Genomic DNA, 16,122 nt, shown 5'->3' with positions numbered 1-16,122 from the left:
TCACCTCAAGGTAAGCCATGACATTTCCCCGTTGGATCGCCGCACTGACCATGACGCTGGCCGCTGCCGCCAGCCAGGCATACGACTTCAAGACGGTGGGCGCCAATCCCGTGATCCTGTACGACGCCCCCTCCACCAAGGGCGGCAAGCTGTTTGTCGTGCCGCGCGGCGCGCCGCTGGAAGTGGTGCTGGCCTATGGCGAATGGCTGAAAGTGCGCGACGTGTCCGGTGAACTGGCCTGGACCGAGGCCAAGGGCCTGAGCGCCAAGCGCAACGTCATCGTCAAGATGGCCAACCTGAAAGTCCGCGCCAATCCGGACGACAGCGCCGCCGCCGTGTTCACCGCCGACAAGGGCGTGCTGCTGGAAGTGGCCGACAGCGCCAATGGCGGCTGGATCAAGGTACGTCACCGTGACGGGCTGGTCGGTTACGTCAAGAATTCCGAAGTCTGGGGCATATAATTGCCGTAGCGGCGCCTCCCCACGCGCCGGATGAGATCCCATGCAAGATACAAGCAATGCTGCGGGCACCGCCCGCAAAGTGAGCGTGCTCGGCGCCGGCGCCTGGGGCACGGCCGTGGCCATCGCCCTGGCGCACCGTCATGAGGTGCTGCTGTGGGGCCGCGACGCGGCCGCGCTGCAACAGATGGCGGCCGCGCGCGAAAACACCGGCTACCTGCCCGGCCATCCGTTTCCGCCGGGCCTGCAAATCGCCGCCGACTTCGACGCCGCCCTGGCCCACGTGGCCGAACCGGGCAGCCTGCTGATCGCCGCCTGCCCGGTGGCCGGCTTGCGCCCGCTGCTGCAGCAGCTGAAGGGGCGCGCCATCCCCAACGTGGTGTGGTTGTGCAAAGGCTTTGAATACGAAACCGGCCTGCTGCCGCACCAGATCGTGCGCGCAGTGCTGGGCGACGCGGTGCCCGGCGGCGCCCTGTCCGGTCCCTCGTTCGCACAGGAGGTGGCGAAAGGCCTGCCATGCGCGCTGACCATCGCTTCCGACTCGGCCGAACTGCGCGCCCGCGTGGTCGACATCGTCCACGGCGGCAACCTGCGGGTCTACTCGAGCGACGACCTGGTCGGCGTCGAAGTGGGCGGCGCGGTGAAAAACGTGCTGGCGATCGCCACCGGCGCCGCCGATGGCCTGGGCCTGGGCCTGAACGCGCGCGCCGCGCTGATCACGCGTGGCCTGGCGGAAATCACCCGCCTGGGCGTGGCGTTGGGCGGCCAGACCGAAACCTTCATGGGTCTGACCGGCATGGGCGACCTGATTTTGACGTGCACCGGCGACCTGTCGCGCAACCGCCGCGTCGGCCTGGGCTTGGCGCAAGGCAAGCCGCTGGACGTCATCGTGCAGGAACTGGGCCACGTGGCCGAAGGCGTGCCGTGTTCCAAGGCGGTACGCGAACTGGCGGCGCGGGTCGGCGTCGACATGCCGATCACCAACGCCGTGGCTGGCGTGCTGTTCGACGGCGACCAGCCGCAGGCGATGGTCGCCCGCCTGCTCTCGCGCGATCCCCGCGACGAATAAACTCCGGGGTCAGGTCTTCCATTGCGTCACGAACCCAACCGTAAGCACGCTTACGGTTGGGTTCGTGACGCCATGGAAGACCTGACCCCGGATTATGCTTCCTCGTCTTCTCTGGCGGCGCGCATCCATTCCACCAGCGGATAGGCGTCTTTCAGGCCGGCGGCCAGGATGGGCACCAGTTTTTCCGGCTGGTTCAGCGGCAGGTCCACCTCGGTCCAGATGAAGAAGCTCTTCAGCTTGATGTATTCGATGTGCTCGTGCTCGGGGTCGAAGCCCTTCGGCGGCCGCTGCAACTTGCCTTCGTTCTGGATGTCGCCGTAGGTCGCCACCAGTTTCTTGTTCTTCAATACCTTGCGGAAGCCGGCCGCGTCCTCGACCAGGTGGCGGCGCAGCGCTTTCAGCCGGTGCGGCGGCGGCATGTATTCGCCGGCGCCGAACAGCAGCCGGCCCGTGCCGTCGATCTGCATGTAGTAGGTCGGGCCGCCCGCCTTGCTGGGACGGCGCATGTCGTTCGGCGCCACCGCGGCCGAGAAGCGCGTCTTGTACGGGCTCTTGTCATGGGCGAAGCGCACGTCGCGGTTGATGCGGAACATGGCTTTTTTCGGATTGCTGAATTTGACCTGGGCGTCGAATTTGCCCAGCTCGGCAATCATCTCGGTCACCACTTGCAGAAATTCTTCGCGCAGGATGTCGTAGCGCGGCTTGTTCATGATGAACCAGGGACGGTTGTTGTTGTCCGCCAGTTCACGCAGGTATTGGGTCAGATCACGCAGATGCATGGAGTTCCTTATTTGGCGTTGGCCGGCCGCTTGCCGACCGTGATGTCCAGCGTGGTTTCCTTGTTTTTACGCAGGACCACCATTTTAGCTTTTCCGCCAGGAACCAGTTGGGCGATCAGGTTGAGCATGGTGTTGGTGTCGGTCACCGGCTGGTTGTCGACCGAGATCAAGATGTCGCCCGGCTTGATGCCGCCCTTGTCGGCCGGGCCGTTGCGCACCACGCCGGCGATGATGGCGCCGCTCTGGCGCTGCAGGCCGAAGCTGCTGGCCAGCTCGGGCGTGATCTCCTGGGTTTCCACGCCGATCCAGCCGCGCACCACGTGGCCGGTCTTGATGATGGCTTCCATCACATTCTTGGCGGTCGAGACGGGAATGGCGAAGCCGATGCCGACCGAGCCGCCGCTCTGCGAATAGATGGCCGAGTTGATGCCCAGCAGGTTGCCGCTGGCATCGACCAGCGCCCCGCCCGAGTTGCCGAAGTTGATCGCCGCGTCGGTCTGGATGAAATTCTCGAAATGGTTGATGTGCAGGTTGTTGCGTCCCAGCGCGGAGATGATGCCCATGGTCACCGTCTGGCCGACGCCGAACGGGTTGCCGATCGCCAGCACCACGTCGCCGACCTGCGCCTGCTCGGCCTGGCCCAGCACGATCACCGGCAGTTTTTCCAGGCTGATCTTGATCACCGCCAGGTCGGTTTCGGGATCGGTGCCGACCAGCTTGGCGGCGGCCTTGCGGCCGTCGGCCAGCACCACCTCGATCTCGTCGGCCGCCTCGACCACGTGGTTGTTGGTCAGGATATAGCCCTGACCGGAGACGATCACGCCCGAGCCCAGGCTGGACTCGTCATCTGCATCCTCGTCGCGGTCGCCGAAGAACTTTTTAAAGAAGGGATCGCGCAGCAGCGGATGCTTGCCGCGCTTGGGCCGCTTGCTGGTGATGATGTTGACCACCGCCGGCATGGCGCGCGCCGCCGCCGCCCGGTACGACCCCACCGCCGACGCCGGCGGCTTGGCCGGCCCGGCCTCCAGCATGGCGGCCGGATGGTCGGTATTGCCCATCTGCTGCACGCGCACCGGCGCCGGCCGTTCGCGGCCTACCGCCATGTAGACGAAATACAGTGCCAGTACGACGGTCACCGTTTGCGCAAACAATAACCACAGTCGTCGCATCCAAGTCCAGCCTGCCGCCTTCGGGGCGGCGATCAATTATTTGTGTTTCAGGGAATCGCGAATTTCACGCAGCAGCACGATGTCTTCCGGCGGCGGTGGCGGCGGCTCGGCGGCCGCGGCGGCCGCTTCCTGCTTGTGGCCCAGGTTACGCGCCTTGTTCATCAGCCGCACCATCTGGAAGATCACGAACGCCAGGATGATGAAGTTCAACAAGATGGTAGCAAAATTCCCGTACGCGAACACGGCGCCCAGTTTTTTCGCTTCCGCCAGGCTCAGGTTGGGCGCCTGGCCGTTCAGCGGGATGTAGTAGTTGGCGAAATCCAGGCCGCCGAACAGCTTGCCGATGGGCGGCATGATGATGTCGGCCACCAGCGAATCGACGATCTTGCCGAAGGCGCCGCCGATGATCACGCCGACCGCCAAATCGACCACATTGCCCTTCATCGCGAATTCTTTAAATTCCTTCATCATCGACATGTGTCGGCCCCTTCGGTGTGGTCATTTGTGAACAAAACTGCCTCTGGATCATACTATTTTTTCAATTGGATTCCAAACACGGTTGCTATTTACGCATTTGCAAGCCGAATTACGCTATAAATTGACCTACATCAATTTCCGCTCATGGCCCTAACCCATATCATCGCACCGGGGCGGTGTGAACAGCCAAAACTTGGGCATCGAGCAACGTTGGTGATTAGAGTTGCATCTGGCATACCTTCTAAGGTAAGGTTGCTGGATTTCGTGCTTCAGCAAGTTTTCAGTTTTGTTCTACAGTTCCCGGGATTTTGTTCGCACTTTGACTGATTGGGGTTTGTATGAGTAACGAAAAGCAGGTCGATTCCGGCCGCCGTGGTTTGCTGGTTGCGACCGGCGCGGCGGGCGGCGTTGTAGGTCTGGCCACGGCTGGGGCTTTGGTAAGCACCTTCCAGCCCTCCGAACGCGCGAAAGCAGCCGGCGCGCCGGTGGAAGTCGATATTTCCACCCTGAATCCCGGCGAAATGAAAACCGTCGAATGGCGCGGCAAGCCGGTCTGGATCATCAAGCGCACGCCGGAAATGGTGGCGTCGCTGAAGAAAACCGACGGCAAGGTCGCCGACGCCGACTCCAAACGCAATCCCGACGAATTCACCCCCGAATACGCCCGCAACGAATGGCGCTCGCGCAAGCCGGAACTGATGGTGGCGGTCGGCATCTGTACGCACCTGGGCTGCTCGCCCTCGTCCAAGTTCACGCCGGGCCCCCAGCCCTCGCTGCCGGACGACTGGGAAGGCGGCTTCCTCTGCCCTTGCCATGGCTCGACTTTCGACATGGCTGGCCGTGTATTTAAGAACAAACCCGCGCCGGACAATCTGCAAGTTCCGCGCTACATGTTTTTGAGCGACACCAAGCTGGTCATTGGCAAAGACGAGAAAGGCGAGGCATAAGATGGGGGCATTCAAGGAGACAAAATTCCCGGCCGATGCGCCGGCCGCACAAAAAGCCGTGGGCTGGATCGATGACCGCTTCCCGCTCTCCAAGCTGTGGAATGATCAATGGGGCAAATACTACGCCCCGAAAAACTTCAATTTCTGGTACATCTTCGGCTCGCTGGCGATGCTGGTGCTGGTGCTGCAGATCGTCACCGGCATCTTCCTGACCATGCACTACAAGCCGGACGCCAACCTGGCCTTCGGCTCGGTCGAATACATCATGCGCGAAGTGCCGTGGGGCTGGCTGGTGCGCTATATGCACTCGACCGGAGCCTCATCGTTCTTCATCATCGTCTATCTGCACATGACACGCGGTCTTCTGTACGGTTCTTACCGCAAACCGCGTGAACTGATCTGGCTGTTCGGCTTTGCCATCTTCCTGTGCCTGATGGCCGAAGCCTTCTTCGGCTACCTCCTGCCATGGGGCCAGATGTCGTACTGGGGCGCGCAGGTGATCGTCAACCTGTTCGGCGCGATTCCGCTGATCGGCCCGGACCTGTCGCTGTGGATACGCGGCGACTACGTGGTGTCCGACGCCACCCTGAACCGCTTCTTCGCCTTCCACGTGATCGCGATCCCGCTGGTGCTGCTGGGTCTGGTGGCGGCCCACCTGATCGCGCTGCACGAAGTCGGCTCGAGCAATCCGGACGGCATCGAGGTCAAGGAAAACCTGGGTCCGGACGGCCACCCGGTCGATTCCATCCCGTCGCATCCGTATTACACGGTGCACGACCTGTTCGGCGTGTCGGTGTTCCTGCTGATCTTCAGCGCGGTGGTGTTCTTCGCGCCGGAAATGGGCGGCTACTTCCTCGAGTACAACAACTTCCTGCCCGGCGACTCGCTGAAGACCCCGCTGCACATCGCGCCGACCTGGTACTTCACCGCGTTCTACTCGGTGCTGCGCGCCACCACCGCCGACTTCATGTGGGTGCTGATGTTCTTCGTGGCCGCCTACGTGGTGTTCGTGTGGCTGAAGTCGCGGCTGGCCAGCCTGACCAAGACCATCATCGCCGTGATCGCGCTGGTGGCCATCATCGGCATGCTGCCGCAGGTGCTGGACGCGAAATTCTGGGGCGTGGTGTTCTTCGGCTCCTCGGTGGTGATCCTGGCCTTCCTGCCGTGGCTGGACAAGTCGCCGGTGAAATCGATCCGCTACCGTCCAAGCTGGCACAAGTACGTGTACGCCGTGTTCTTCCTGTCGTTCCTGACCCTGGGCTACCTGGGCACCCTGCCGCCTACCGAAGGCCGCACCATCGTTTCGCAAGTCTGCACCCTGCTGTACTTTAGTTTCTTCCTGTTCATGCCATGGTGGAGCGCCATGGGCACGTTCAAGAAGGTTCCGGACCGCGTCGTCTACCACGGCCATTGATAAAGTACAAAAAGGACAACAGATGAAATTCCCGAAACGTGTGCTTGCCATTCTGGCATTGTTACCTGGCCTGGCCCTGGCCAACGAGGGCGGCGTCGCCCTGGAGAAGGCGCCGGACCGTTCGAATAACATGGCGGCGCTGCAGCACGGCGCCAAACTGTTCGTCAATTACTGCCTAAACTGTCATAATGCGTCCTCCATGCGCTACAACCGCCTGCGGGACCTGGGCTTGAGCGAGGAGCAGATCAAAGCCAACTTGCTGTTTACCGGCGAGAAGGTCGGCGAAATGATGGTCACCAGCATGAACCCGAAAGACGCGAAAGCCTGGTTCGGGGTGGTGCCGCCCGACCTGTCCGTCATCAAGCGCGCGAAAGCGTCTGGCGCCGGCAGCGGCAGTGACTACCTGTACACCTATCTGCGCACCTTCTACAAGGACGACACCCGGCCGACCGGCTGGAACAACCTGGTCGTCAACAATGTGGCGATGCCGCATGTCTTGTGGGAATTGCAAGGAATTCAGAAGGTGAAGATGGAAGAAGTGCCCGATCCGCACGAACACGGCAAAATGATTCACCAGTTTGCTGGATTTGAGCAGGTCACTCCGGGTAAACTAAACAAGATTGAATTTGACACTGCCGTTGCCGACCTGGTCGGCTACATGGAGTGGATGGCGGAACCTGCAGCGCAGACCCGCAAAAAATTGGGCGCCCTGGTCGTGATTTTCATGGCCGTGTTCGCCCTCCTGGCATGGCGCTTGAATGCGTCGTTCTGGAAAGAAGTGAAATAGTCGAGAGCGCCGCCTGGCGGCGCTTGTTTTGCGATGTCCGCGTTGGCGGGCGATCGATTCGGGGTGATCCGTTCGCGGCCCACCCCCTTTTGTTCTTCTAAGGAACGATAAACATGATGGTTCTCTACTCGGGCACGACCTGCCCATTTTCGCAACGCTGCCGCCTGGTCCTGTTTGAAAAAGGCATGGACTTCGAAGTGCGCGATGTCGATTTGTTTAACAAGCCGGAAGATATCTCGACCATGAATCCGTATGGTCAGGTGCCGATCCTGGTCGAACGCGAACTGATTCTGTACGAATCGAACATCATCAACGAATACATCGACGAGCGTTTCCCGCATCCGCAGCTGATGCCGGCCGATCCGCTGATGCGCGCGCGCGCGCGCCTGATGCTGTTCAACTTCGAGAAAGAGCTGTTCGTCCACGTGCACACGCTGGAAAGCGAGCGCGCCAAGGGCAACGACAAGAGCCACGACAAGGCACGCGCGGAAATCCGCGACCGCCTGACCACCCTGGCGCCGCTGTTCCTGAAGAACAAGTACATGCTGGGCGACGAATTCTCGATGCTGGACGTGGCGGTGGCGCCGCTGCTGTGGCGTCTGGATCACTACGGCATCGAACTGTCGAAGACCGCCGCGCCGCTGATGAAGTACGCCGAGCGCATCTTCTCGCGTCCGGCCTACATCGAGGCGCTGACGCCGTCGGAAAAGGTCATGCGCCGTTAATCGGGCATTTAGTTGAAGTATGGCGGCGCGTTTGCCGGCACTTGCCGGCGGCGCGCCGTGTTTTACCGCAGTCTGGAAGACCATGTCTGAAATCTCAACCAAGCCGTACCTGCTGCGCGCCATCTACGAATGGTGCACCGACAGCGGCTATACGCCCTACCTCGCGGTCAAAGTCGACGCCAGCACCATGGTGCCGATGGAATACGTGAAAAAGGGTGAAATCGTGCTCAACATCAGCTTCGGCGCCACCTCGGGCCTGAAGATGGACAACGACAGCATCCGTTTCCATGCCCGCTTCGGCGGCGTTTCGCGCGAAATCTACATCCCGGTCAACAACGTGATGGCGATCTACGCCAACGAGAACGGCCAGGGCATGGCCTTCGAGCCGCAGCTGGGCCAGCCGTCCGCGGCGCCGAAAGAGGAACCCAGTGTCCCGGCGCCCGCCTTGTCAGCCGTACCGCCGCCAGCATCGCCGGAACCGGCCGAGACGCCGGGCGACGACACCGATCCGCCCAAAAAGGGCGGCCGCCCCACTCTGACGCGTATTAAATAGCGTATAATTCGCCCCGTACAAGTTTACGCCGGCTTAGCTCATTTGGTAGAGCAGTTGATTTGTAATCATCAGGTGGCCAGTTCGAAACCGGCAGCCGGCACCACATAGCGTTTTTGGAAACGCCCAAAAAACCCGGAAATCGCCTTCTTCATAGGGGATCTCCGGGTTTTTTTACGTCTTCGCTTGCGGAGAAGTAAGGTAAAAAAAGGCGTTTTGAGCCACTGTTTTCCAATCATTTACCAAAACCTTTGCCAATTCCCCGAATCTAACCTTCTTTGACTAGAGGAGGTTCCTCATGGCCAGTCCGTACAAAGATGGCAAACGGTGGCGCCATCGCATCATGGTCCAGGGTGTCCGGGTCTCCGGAACGTTTGATACCAAAGCCGCCGCTTTGAATTGGGAGGCCGAACAACGCAACGCGCTCAGCTCTGGAGTGCTTGTTTGTATTACTAAAACTTGTGCAGACGCATTCAGGCGATACGAACTGCAAGTATCGCGAAACAAGCGAGGCTACCGTTGGGAGGCCGGGCGTCTTGCGGCGATGGCCGAATCGTCCCTTGGTCGTATAACTATGGCGGAACTTAAGTCATGCCATATCGCCGCCTGGCGCGACGAGCGTTTACGCAGCGTTCAAGGCGGCACCGTTACCCGCGAGATGAATTTGCTTTCGCACGTCTTTTCCGTAGCGCGCAAGGAGTGGCAGTGGCTGGCAACGAACCCAACAAGAGACGTGGCCCGTCCCAAAGCAAAACCGCACCGCGACCGTCGCATTACCCAAGATGAGATTGATCGAATCTGTATCGCCCTACGCTGGCCCAACGATGGTAGCTTGTCGCGGCCTGAAACCGTCCAGCAACGAATCGCTCTGGCTTTCCTTTTCGCAATTGAAACTGCCATGCGTGCAGGCGAAATCTGTGCACTCCGCGCTGGCGACGTGAATGGCTGTGTCGCCCGCCTAAAGATGACCAAAAACGGCTTGCCGCGCAATGTCGCGTTATCGCCGCGCGCCATGGAGATCTGGGCAATGGTTCCGGACGGATTTGGTATAAAAACAGCAACCCTGGACGCCATGTTTCGTGCCGCGAGAAAGCGGGCCGACATTGAAGGCCTAACGTTCCATGATACCCGCCATGAAGCAATTACGCGCCTTGCAGGCAAGCTGAATGTTCTAGAATTGGCGCGAATGGTCGGGCACCACGATATCAAGCAGTTGCAGACTTACTACAACGCCAGCGCCGAAGACATCGCAAAGAAATTACAAGTCCAGGGGGAATCGCACGTGTTTAAAGAAGCCTAAGTTTCGAATCTGGCACATCTAGATTTTTCCAGCGACTTGTCGCCCTATCTCGCCATTTGGATCCGGCCACAGTTCTGTCGCATTTTCAGCCTGCCTTCTTTGCCTATCTGCAAGCTCGAGGAAAGGAAGCCAGAGTCCTGCCATTACATCCGCGTAGAACATATTGTTGTGATCAAGAAGATTGCTCTTGCTCTCTAAGAGACGGTCATGTTTGTTATGAAAACCATCGACAGCTGCGCGGCCCATTAACGGATCATCTGTCAAAACCGATAACCATCCATCAGGCAGCTTACTGACCCACTGGTCATTATCAGATTTGGTGTTCAGAACCATACTCACGTCACCGAATTCCAAAACCTCGTGCCATGGGTACTCGCTATTCAAAATAGACCCTGCAAGCACAATTCCGCAAAAGCCATCAGACAAGAATCCAGCGTCTTCTAGATAACGCCCTACAATGTATGTCCCAAAGGAATGTGCAACTATAGAAATAGTTCCATCATAATTCTTGCGTACATCATCGAGCCAAAGTCTGAAATCATTTACCACTTGGGCTTTTCTTTTTTCATCCGTTATAATCACACCACTTTCAAATCCATACATAAACGGTGCGACGACCCAACCAGCATTCGAAGCTAAAAAAGTAAATTTTGCCATCCAAGAGGCATCCGAACGAACACCATGGATAGGGATGACCAGTTTTTTGGGTGGTGACTTTTTTACCCGAGTGCGATAGCCGTATGAAACCTTCGCAAGATCAAATAGAGCCGACTTTGATGCGCTTTTTATGTGAGTCAGCATACTTGAATGTAGTTTCAATTGAATTAATCCACGTCCTACACCTCTTCTATCTGAGCCAAGTAACTGGAGATATGCGTTTACAAGCTCCAAATCATCCTCAGACAAGCACTGAAAATCCACTATCGTCTGACTTCCACCGATCTCTCGTGGAACTTTGACAATATCGCTGCGATTGCGAAAAATCACTAATATGTCAATATCTTCAGGATCATGCTTATTGGTGATGAATGACCCACCAACTATAATTGATGCGACGCCTGCTTTATCAGCCCATTCATATACCTGACGCATTGCGTCGCCATAGGGAACGCGAACTGATTGTGGATCTTCTGCGCTGCAAAAAATTTCAATAAAAGATTCCAAGGTTAGCTGATGAACTTCATCTTTTATGTAACCAAAGTCGTCAAAATTTATCACGTGATTATTCATATTTCCGTTGAAATTAATTTTCGGCAGTCGATAATATTTTGTTAAAGCATATCACGACTATGACAGTAGCAAGTTAGTTGTATTCACGGCGCCAATCAAGCTGGGTTCTCCTTCCGGCTACTGAGCTAATCAATGATTACCGTGCAGTATGCCGCTCCGCCCATGCAATCACTTCACGTGCCTTATAGAGCGCTTGCGCGCGGGCCACACCGCGCACTGGGAGTCGGACAGGACGCGGAAATGACGGCAGCGTGATGATATCGTCTCGAACCGTATCGACAGAACGCTTCAGGTAAGCGGCAATATGCCTGGTATCCCATAAATCGATTGCCACAGGCATGGATACAGCGGGTTTCGATAAATGCTCCAGCAATTTTTCAAGAACTTCCTCAATAGTCATTTTTGCACTCCTTCGCACAGCCCTACGGTTGCGTATCGATGAACGTCGACAAGGGGATCCCAACTCTCTGGTCAGGCATCCTCGCTTCGGTGCGATTGATGGCCCGAGTCCTCGTCATCGATCTGAAGCACCGTCACACGATTTTGTACCGTTGAGGCAATCATGATTAACTTTATGTCAATTCTTATTGATTTTGTGTCGAAGTTACGGCGTCATGCCCATACCAGCCATGCGATCCCTCTGCCGCACCAAGCCTTGCAGGATCGACTCAACCAGATCTGCCGGGAAACCGATGGGAATCTCCGCAGCGATTGAGTCCACGACACCATCAACAGCACTGAGCACGTCGGCAATCGCCACTTCCGCTGCAGCGGCCCCCAGGCCAACCTGCTTGGCGTGATTCAGCCAATGGCGACGCTGAATCTGCTGAAGGTGGTAGTAGTTCTGCGATCCCCGCACAGCCATTGCCAGCTTCGCCTTCTGCGGCGCCACATTGTTCGCGCCCGTCCCGATAATCGGATGTGCGGAGAGCACATCGTATAGCGGCGTCGCCTGGTAGCGGCTTCCGGGCAAGTGGAAAATGCTGAAGTTCTTCGCATGCCCATCGGTGGCCGCCAGCAGCCAGAACACCAGCTGGGTCTTGAAGAAGTTCAAACGATCCTGTTCCGCCTGTTCTGAACCGAGCAGAATTTCCATGATCTTACTGATTCCTGGTCCGCCATCCGCTTGATACTTGTGCAGCGGAGAGGTGCCAGTGGCCTGGCAAAAATCTTCTTGCGGCAGGCGCACGATCCAGCTACTGTCTGCCGCCAGCCGGCGGTCGAAACGCTCGACCACCAGCACCTTCATATCCTCGAAATGCGCAATCTCGCAGCGTGCGACCGGTAATCCGAATGCCTGCATGATGCGCGAACACAGCCATTCATTCTCGACGGAGGTACGCATATCCGCCTGCATTGCGCCGACCAAGCCAAGCGGTAGCTTGAGAATGTGCGTCGTCGGCGTGCTGCCGAGCGGCCGCTGCCACTGGCCTTCATGCCACAGCAGCGCGCTCTTCTCCTGCGCGCCGGCAATCGACAACCTGAGGTCATCCACCTCGTCCCCTTGCCCTAACGGCCGATCCGACAAAGTGTGCCGCAACAGCGTCGCTACGCCGTGGTCATCCAAAGGCTCACCGCTGATCGAGAAAAGATCCGTGGGCGATTCGTCTGCCGGCAGCAGCTGGATCGCGCCGACGCAATCGCGGCCGACAGCGGCCAGCAGCTGATACGGCTCCGTGCCCGCTGTCCTGAAATGCTGCGCGATCCGGCGGCGTATGACATCGCTGTCGGGCAGCAGATTATCAAAATAGTTCTGCACCACCTGGCCGCGATACGGTGCATTGCCAGGCTGGAAAGGCAAGGAAAGCGAGAGCGGACGGCCCTGCTCATCGTCAACCCACTCGTCAAAATAGGTCAGAGTATTCCCGCCGGCCGAGGCATCCCAGTAACCAACCGGGGAGCCGTTGAGCCAGATATTCAATCGCTGTGCGTGCGCTCGCCTGCCCATGCTACCAGCGCTCCGTCTTCTTGGACGGCGGTGTCACTTTGGAAGGCGCAGCCACGTTGACCCTCTTTGACTTGAGCGCGGGCAGAGGTATCCCTGCCGCTTGCCTTGGGTCCGGCACCATATCTGCCGCCATGGCGTCGTTTGACTCACCACTTTGTACTAATACGATTTCACTGCCCAGCAGTCGCAGGATCGTGAACAACCGTTCCACGCTGGTCGCGGTAGGGTTCGCCTCAATCTTCGCGTAAGTCTGCTGCGTCACCCCGAGCAACCCCGCCACCTCGGCCTGCGACAAACCTGCGCGCTTTCGGAAGCCGACGAGTAGCGGGCGAACCTGCAGCAACGTGCGGATCGGATAGTCCATGGATGGCCCTTTCATCTAGCCTTACAGTATAGTAGCTGTAAATTAAAAATACAATTTTAAAACTGTATTTTATATCTACAACTCTTAAGCTGTATATCTAAATTACAGCCCAAAGGCTGTCCTAGGCGGGTCCCATGCCATAACGTGTAAAGGCTCAGAGTTCACCTGACACATGGCGTCTGATGACCCGCTGAATCCGCCCCAAAAGCGGCCATCCTAAGGCTACGAGAAACGGATGAGCTTAACCTGATACTCGCACATGAATACTGGCTTGTCGGCATGCTCGCCTCCGATACCGTTACCGGCCGGCCGGTCGTGACAATGTGTGAGAAAGCAAGCAAAGGTCGTCGTGTAGGATGTTTCCTACAAGGTTTTCAATCCTGCCGCGAAGACTTTGACGTGGCTTAGCTCCGGGGGGCTTTTTTGAAGAAAATCGATCTGCACATACACACTATCTCGACACAGAGTGATGTTCCGTTTGAATTCAATCTAGCCTCATTTCAAGAATACGTTTCGACAGCAAAACTCGATGCCGTCGCCGTCACCAATCACGACATGTTCGATGCCGAGCAATTTCGTAATATCAGGAATGCACTTTCAATACCGGTGTTTCCTGGGATCGAAATAAATTTGGCGGCAGGCCATCTTCTCTTGATAAGCAATGGCAGCGATTTAGATGGGTTTCAAACCAAGTGCAATCAGGTCACCGCGAGAATCCAAAAGAAAACGGACTCCATCAGCTTTGAAGAGTTGCATGCCATCTATGGAGATCTGGACAACTATCTGCTGATCCCCCACGCGGATAAGAATCCAGAAATTACAGGCACCGTTTTAGAGAAATTGAAGCCCTTCATGGCCGCTGGTGAAGTCGCTAGTAGTAAAAAATTCATCTACGCGATCAAGGACATTCAGAAACCTACACCAGTGCTGTTTAGCGACCTCCGCATTCAGCAAAAACTGAATAAATTCACTGGCCGGCAGACCTACATCGATTGCGGTGAAGTCAGTTTTGATTCGATCAAGTCCTGCCTGCAGGACAAAAGCAAAGTGGCGCTCAGCGCGGAAGATGGCAACAGTTTGCTTCCCATCTTCGACGACGGGCAAATGATTTCTAGCGGCCTCAACATCCTTCTTGGCGAGCGATCCTCAGGCAAGACATACACCCTTAATAAGATTCGTGAAACAGTCGACAATCCAAAGTACATCGCTCAATTTCAGCTAGTGCAGCAAGATGCCGCTGACGAGCGAGAGTTCAACAGCGAGGTTCAAAATAGTCGTAGCATCTTTGTCGAAGCTTACCTATCCGGCCTGAAAACGGTCATCGATGGAGTCATCAACATCGATCTGCATGCCAACGAGTTAAGGCTTGATGGTTATGTACAGTCCTTGCTTAAGTCAGCTGCCGACGCTGATCGCCAAGATGCCTACTCCAAGACTGCGCTGTTCAGCGAGACCGAGTTCATCTTGCCCGACCCAAAGGCGCTAAATGAACTAATCGAGTCTGTGCGGAACATTATCGAGAACATCGAATTTCGCACCGTTATCCAAAGGCATGTACAGATTCAAGCGCTCAAGGACCTTGCCTGTGAACTCATATTGATCTTACGAGAACGCTCGTATGAGCTGCGGAAAAGGAAGATCGCTAACGAGATCATTAAGGACGTCAAATCGGAACTACGGCTCCGAACATCGGCAACTACGGTCGATGAGATTGACCTGTTCGAGTATTGCCTGGATCGAGCAAAAGTAGCGAGGTTCGAAAATTTAGTGTCCCTGCTCAAACAGGAAGCGACGATTTCTGATCAGGGCATCCAAGGGTTCAGAGTCGAGGCAAAGCGACTGCCTTTTGCAAATACGGCGGACGTCAAGACTGCAAGCGGCACCAAATTGGCCTTCAGCGACGCCTTCAAAAAATATGATGCGCCTTACATCTATCTGCGCGAACTCCTTAAAATTGAGACACTGGCGCGCTCAGAGATCTACAGGCTGTTTGTCAAAATTAACTATCGAATCTTGAACCGCGACGGTTTCGAAGTCTCAGGCGGTGAACGCTCCGAATTCCGATTGCTTCAGCATATTAGCGATGCTCAGAACTATGACATCCTACTGATCGACGAGCCAGAGTCCTCGTTTGACAATCTGTTTTTGAAAAGCGATGTGAACGCCATTCTCAAAGCAATCTCCGAGACCATGCCGGTGGTGGTCGTCACTCATAACAACACTGTAGGAGCATCGGTCGGCGCTGATTACATCCTTTACGCAAGAAAGGAATTCGAGAACGGCGTACCCTACTATCGATTGTACTCAGGAAGACCTTCTGACAAGACTCTGGTCTCGACCGACGGGAAGTCGATGGAAAGTCATGCTGTGGTAATGAACTCACTAGAAGCAGGTAAAGAGGCCTACGACGCACGAAGGAAACGATATGAAGCTATTAAAAATTGAAGGCGGTAACGGGTTCTTCCGTATGGAGGATGGAAACTTCCTGGAGATAGACAAGATCAACAAGGAACACCTGCTGGCAATCATCAACGCCACGTTGGCTAGTGACGTCGAACTCGATGCATTTGATGAGGATGCTTTACAAAATCAGGCGCAACGCATTGTCTACAAGAACATCGCGGAAAAATTGCAAAACCTGGCCAGCCGGAGGCAGGAGTACAAAGACGAATCTGAAAAGCTCTTCCAAAAGGAATACGATAAATATTCCCAAGCGGCTGCATAGTTGCCAGAGCAAATGATCGTAGGCTCCTTAACGCATCTAGTGGATCTCATGCCATTGCCAAGCCGCCTTCGCGGGCCACACGAGATAGAGGAAGAACGCAATACAACTAGCCTTCGAATTTCTGGTCGCATCGATTGCTCTCGTCGTAACCCACAGTCAGCTCTTGCCTGGTAACTGTCA

Annotated in this window: 17 protein-coding genes and 1 tRNA gene; 11 read left to right on the top strand and 7 right to left on the bottom strand. The window is 56.6% G+C overall.

The genetic code is table 11. The features are described from left to right. The first annotated feature begins 17 nt into the window (after positions 1–17). Together E4L98_RS18545 and E4L98_RS18540 are read left to right on the top strand one after the other, a co-directional pair. Positions 18–461: an SH3 domain-containing protein gene (locus E4L98_RS18545; protein ID WP_135203033.1), complete on the top strand. Its 444-nt coding sequence runs from the start codon at positions 18–20 to the stop codon at positions 459–461. A gap of 40 nt (positions 462–501) precedes the next feature. Then, entirely contained in the window at positions 502–1,527 is a 1,026-nt protein-coding gene (locus E4L98_RS18540) for an NAD(P)H-dependent glycerol-3-phosphate dehydrogenase (protein ID WP_135203032.1), read from the top strand. Positions 1,528–1,619: 92 nt separating this feature from the next. Here the strand turns inward: E4L98_RS18540 and E4L98_RS18535 are convergent, their stop codons facing one another. From E4L98_RS18535 to mscL, 3 genes are read right to left on the bottom strand one after another with little or no spacing between them, the layout of a single operon-like run. Continuing rightward, a complete protein-coding gene (locus E4L98_RS18535) occupies positions 1,620–2,306 on the bottom strand; it encodes a DUF2461 domain-containing protein (RefSeq protein ID WP_135203031.1) in 687 nt (228 codons plus the stop codon). A gap of 8 nt (positions 2,307–2,314) precedes the next feature. After that, entirely contained in the window at positions 2,315–3,475 is a 1,161-nt protein-coding gene (locus tag E4L98_RS18530; RefSeq protein WP_135203030.1) for a trypsin-like peptidase domain-containing protein, read from the bottom strand. 36 nt (positions 3,476–3,511) lie between these two features. Further along, the gene (gene mscL / locus E4L98_RS18525) at positions 3,512–3,952 is read right to left on the bottom strand and encodes a large conductance mechanosensitive channel protein MscL (RefSeq protein WP_135203029.1); all 441 of its coding nucleotides are present in this window, start codon (positions 3,950–3,952) and stop codon (positions 3,512–3,514) included. Between the two features lie 338 nt (positions 3,953–4,290). On the opposite strand from mscL, the gene petA reads away from it, so the two are divergent. From petA to E4L98_RS18490, 7 genes are all read left to right on the top strand, one after another. Continuing rightward, positions 4,291–4,899: a ubiquinol-cytochrome c reductase iron-sulfur subunit gene (gene petA / locus E4L98_RS18520; protein ID WP_135203028.1), complete on the top strand. Its 609-nt coding sequence runs from the start codon at positions 4,291–4,293 to the stop codon at positions 4,897–4,899. Position 4,900: 1 nt separating this feature from the next. Beyond that, a complete protein-coding gene (locus E4L98_RS18515) occupies positions 4,901–6,313 on the top strand; it encodes a cytochrome b (RefSeq protein WP_135203027.1) in 1,413 nt (470 codons plus the stop codon). Between the two features lie 22 nt (positions 6,314–6,335). Further along, positions 6,336–7,100, top strand: coding sequence for a cytochrome c1 (locus E4L98_RS18510; protein ID WP_135203026.1), 765 nt, complete (start codon positions 6,336–6,338; stop codon positions 7,098–7,100). Between the two features lie 113 nt (positions 7,101–7,213). Next, the gene (locus tag E4L98_RS18505) at positions 7,214–7,825 is read left to right on the top strand and encodes a glutathione S-transferase N-terminal domain-containing protein (protein ID WP_072788101.1); all 612 of its coding nucleotides are present in this window, start codon (positions 7,214–7,216) and stop codon (positions 7,823–7,825) included. Positions 7,826–7,907: 82 nt separating this feature from the next. Further along, positions 7,908–8,378: a ClpXP protease specificity-enhancing factor gene (locus E4L98_RS18500; RefSeq protein WP_135203025.1), complete on the top strand. Its 471-nt coding sequence runs from the start codon at positions 7,908–7,910 to the stop codon at positions 8,376–8,378. Positions 8,379–8,405: 27 nt separating this feature from the next. After that, positions 8,406–8,481 (top strand) — tRNA-Thr (locus E4L98_RS18495). A 192-nt stretch (positions 8,482–8,673) separates the two neighbouring features. Then, positions 8,674–9,675 carry a tyrosine-type recombinase/integrase gene (locus E4L98_RS18490; protein WP_135203024.1) on the top strand — a complete coding sequence of 334 codons (1,002 nt, stop codon included), beginning with the start codon at positions 8,674–8,676 and terminating at the stop codon, positions 9,673–9,675. Between the two features lie 18 nt (positions 9,676–9,693). Here E4L98_RS18490 and E4L98_RS18485 read toward each other — a convergent pair whose 3' ends face one another. From E4L98_RS18485 to E4L98_RS18470, 4 genes are all read right to left on the bottom strand, one after another. Continuing rightward, a complete protein-coding gene (locus E4L98_RS18485) occupies positions 9,694–10,905 on the bottom strand; it encodes a DUF6932 family protein (protein ID WP_135203023.1) in 1,212 nt (403 codons plus the stop codon). A gap of 136 nt (positions 10,906–11,041) precedes the next feature. Further along, positions 11,042–11,305 (bottom strand): hypothetical protein, encoded by a 264-nt coding sequence (locus E4L98_RS18480; RefSeq protein WP_135203022.1) that lies wholly within the window; start codon positions 11,303–11,305, stop codon positions 11,042–11,044. Positions 11,306–11,509: 204 nt separating this feature from the next. Continuing rightward, complete coding sequence (locus E4L98_RS18475; protein WP_135203021.1) at positions 11,510–12,853, bottom strand: type II toxin-antitoxin system HipA family toxin; 1,344 nt, start codon at positions 12,851–12,853, stop codon at positions 11,510–11,512. A gap of 1 nt (position 12,854) precedes the next feature. Then, positions 12,855–13,217 (bottom strand): helix-turn-helix transcriptional regulator, encoded by a 363-nt coding sequence (locus E4L98_RS18470; protein WP_135203020.1) that lies wholly within the window; start codon positions 13,215–13,217, stop codon positions 12,855–12,857. A 423-nt stretch (positions 13,218–13,640) separates the two neighbouring features. Here E4L98_RS18470 and E4L98_RS18465 point away from each other — a divergent pair, with 423 nt between their 5' ends. Both E4L98_RS18465 and E4L98_RS18460 read left to right on the top strand, forming a co-directional pair. Next, on the top strand, positions 13,641–15,662 hold the full coding sequence (locus E4L98_RS18465; protein ID WP_135203019.1) for a PHP domain-containing protein: 2,022 nt from the start codon (positions 13,641–13,643) through the stop codon (positions 15,660–15,662). After that, positions 15,643–15,942, top strand: a complete 300-nt coding sequence (locus E4L98_RS18460) for a hypothetical protein (RefSeq protein ID WP_135203018.1) — start codon at positions 15,643–15,645, stop codon at positions 15,940–15,942. Before E4L98_RS18465 ends, E4L98_RS18460 begins: the two co-directional genes overlap by 20 nt. Positions 15,943–16,122: the final 180 nt, after the last annotated feature.

Origin of the sequence: Duganella callida (assembly GCF_004614165.1) — a bacterium.
GTDB lineage: Bacteria > Pseudomonadota > Gammaproteobacteria > Burkholderiales > Burkholderiaceae_D > Rugamonas > Rugamonas callida.
This window is presented reverse-complemented; position numbering and strand designations above follow the sequence as displayed.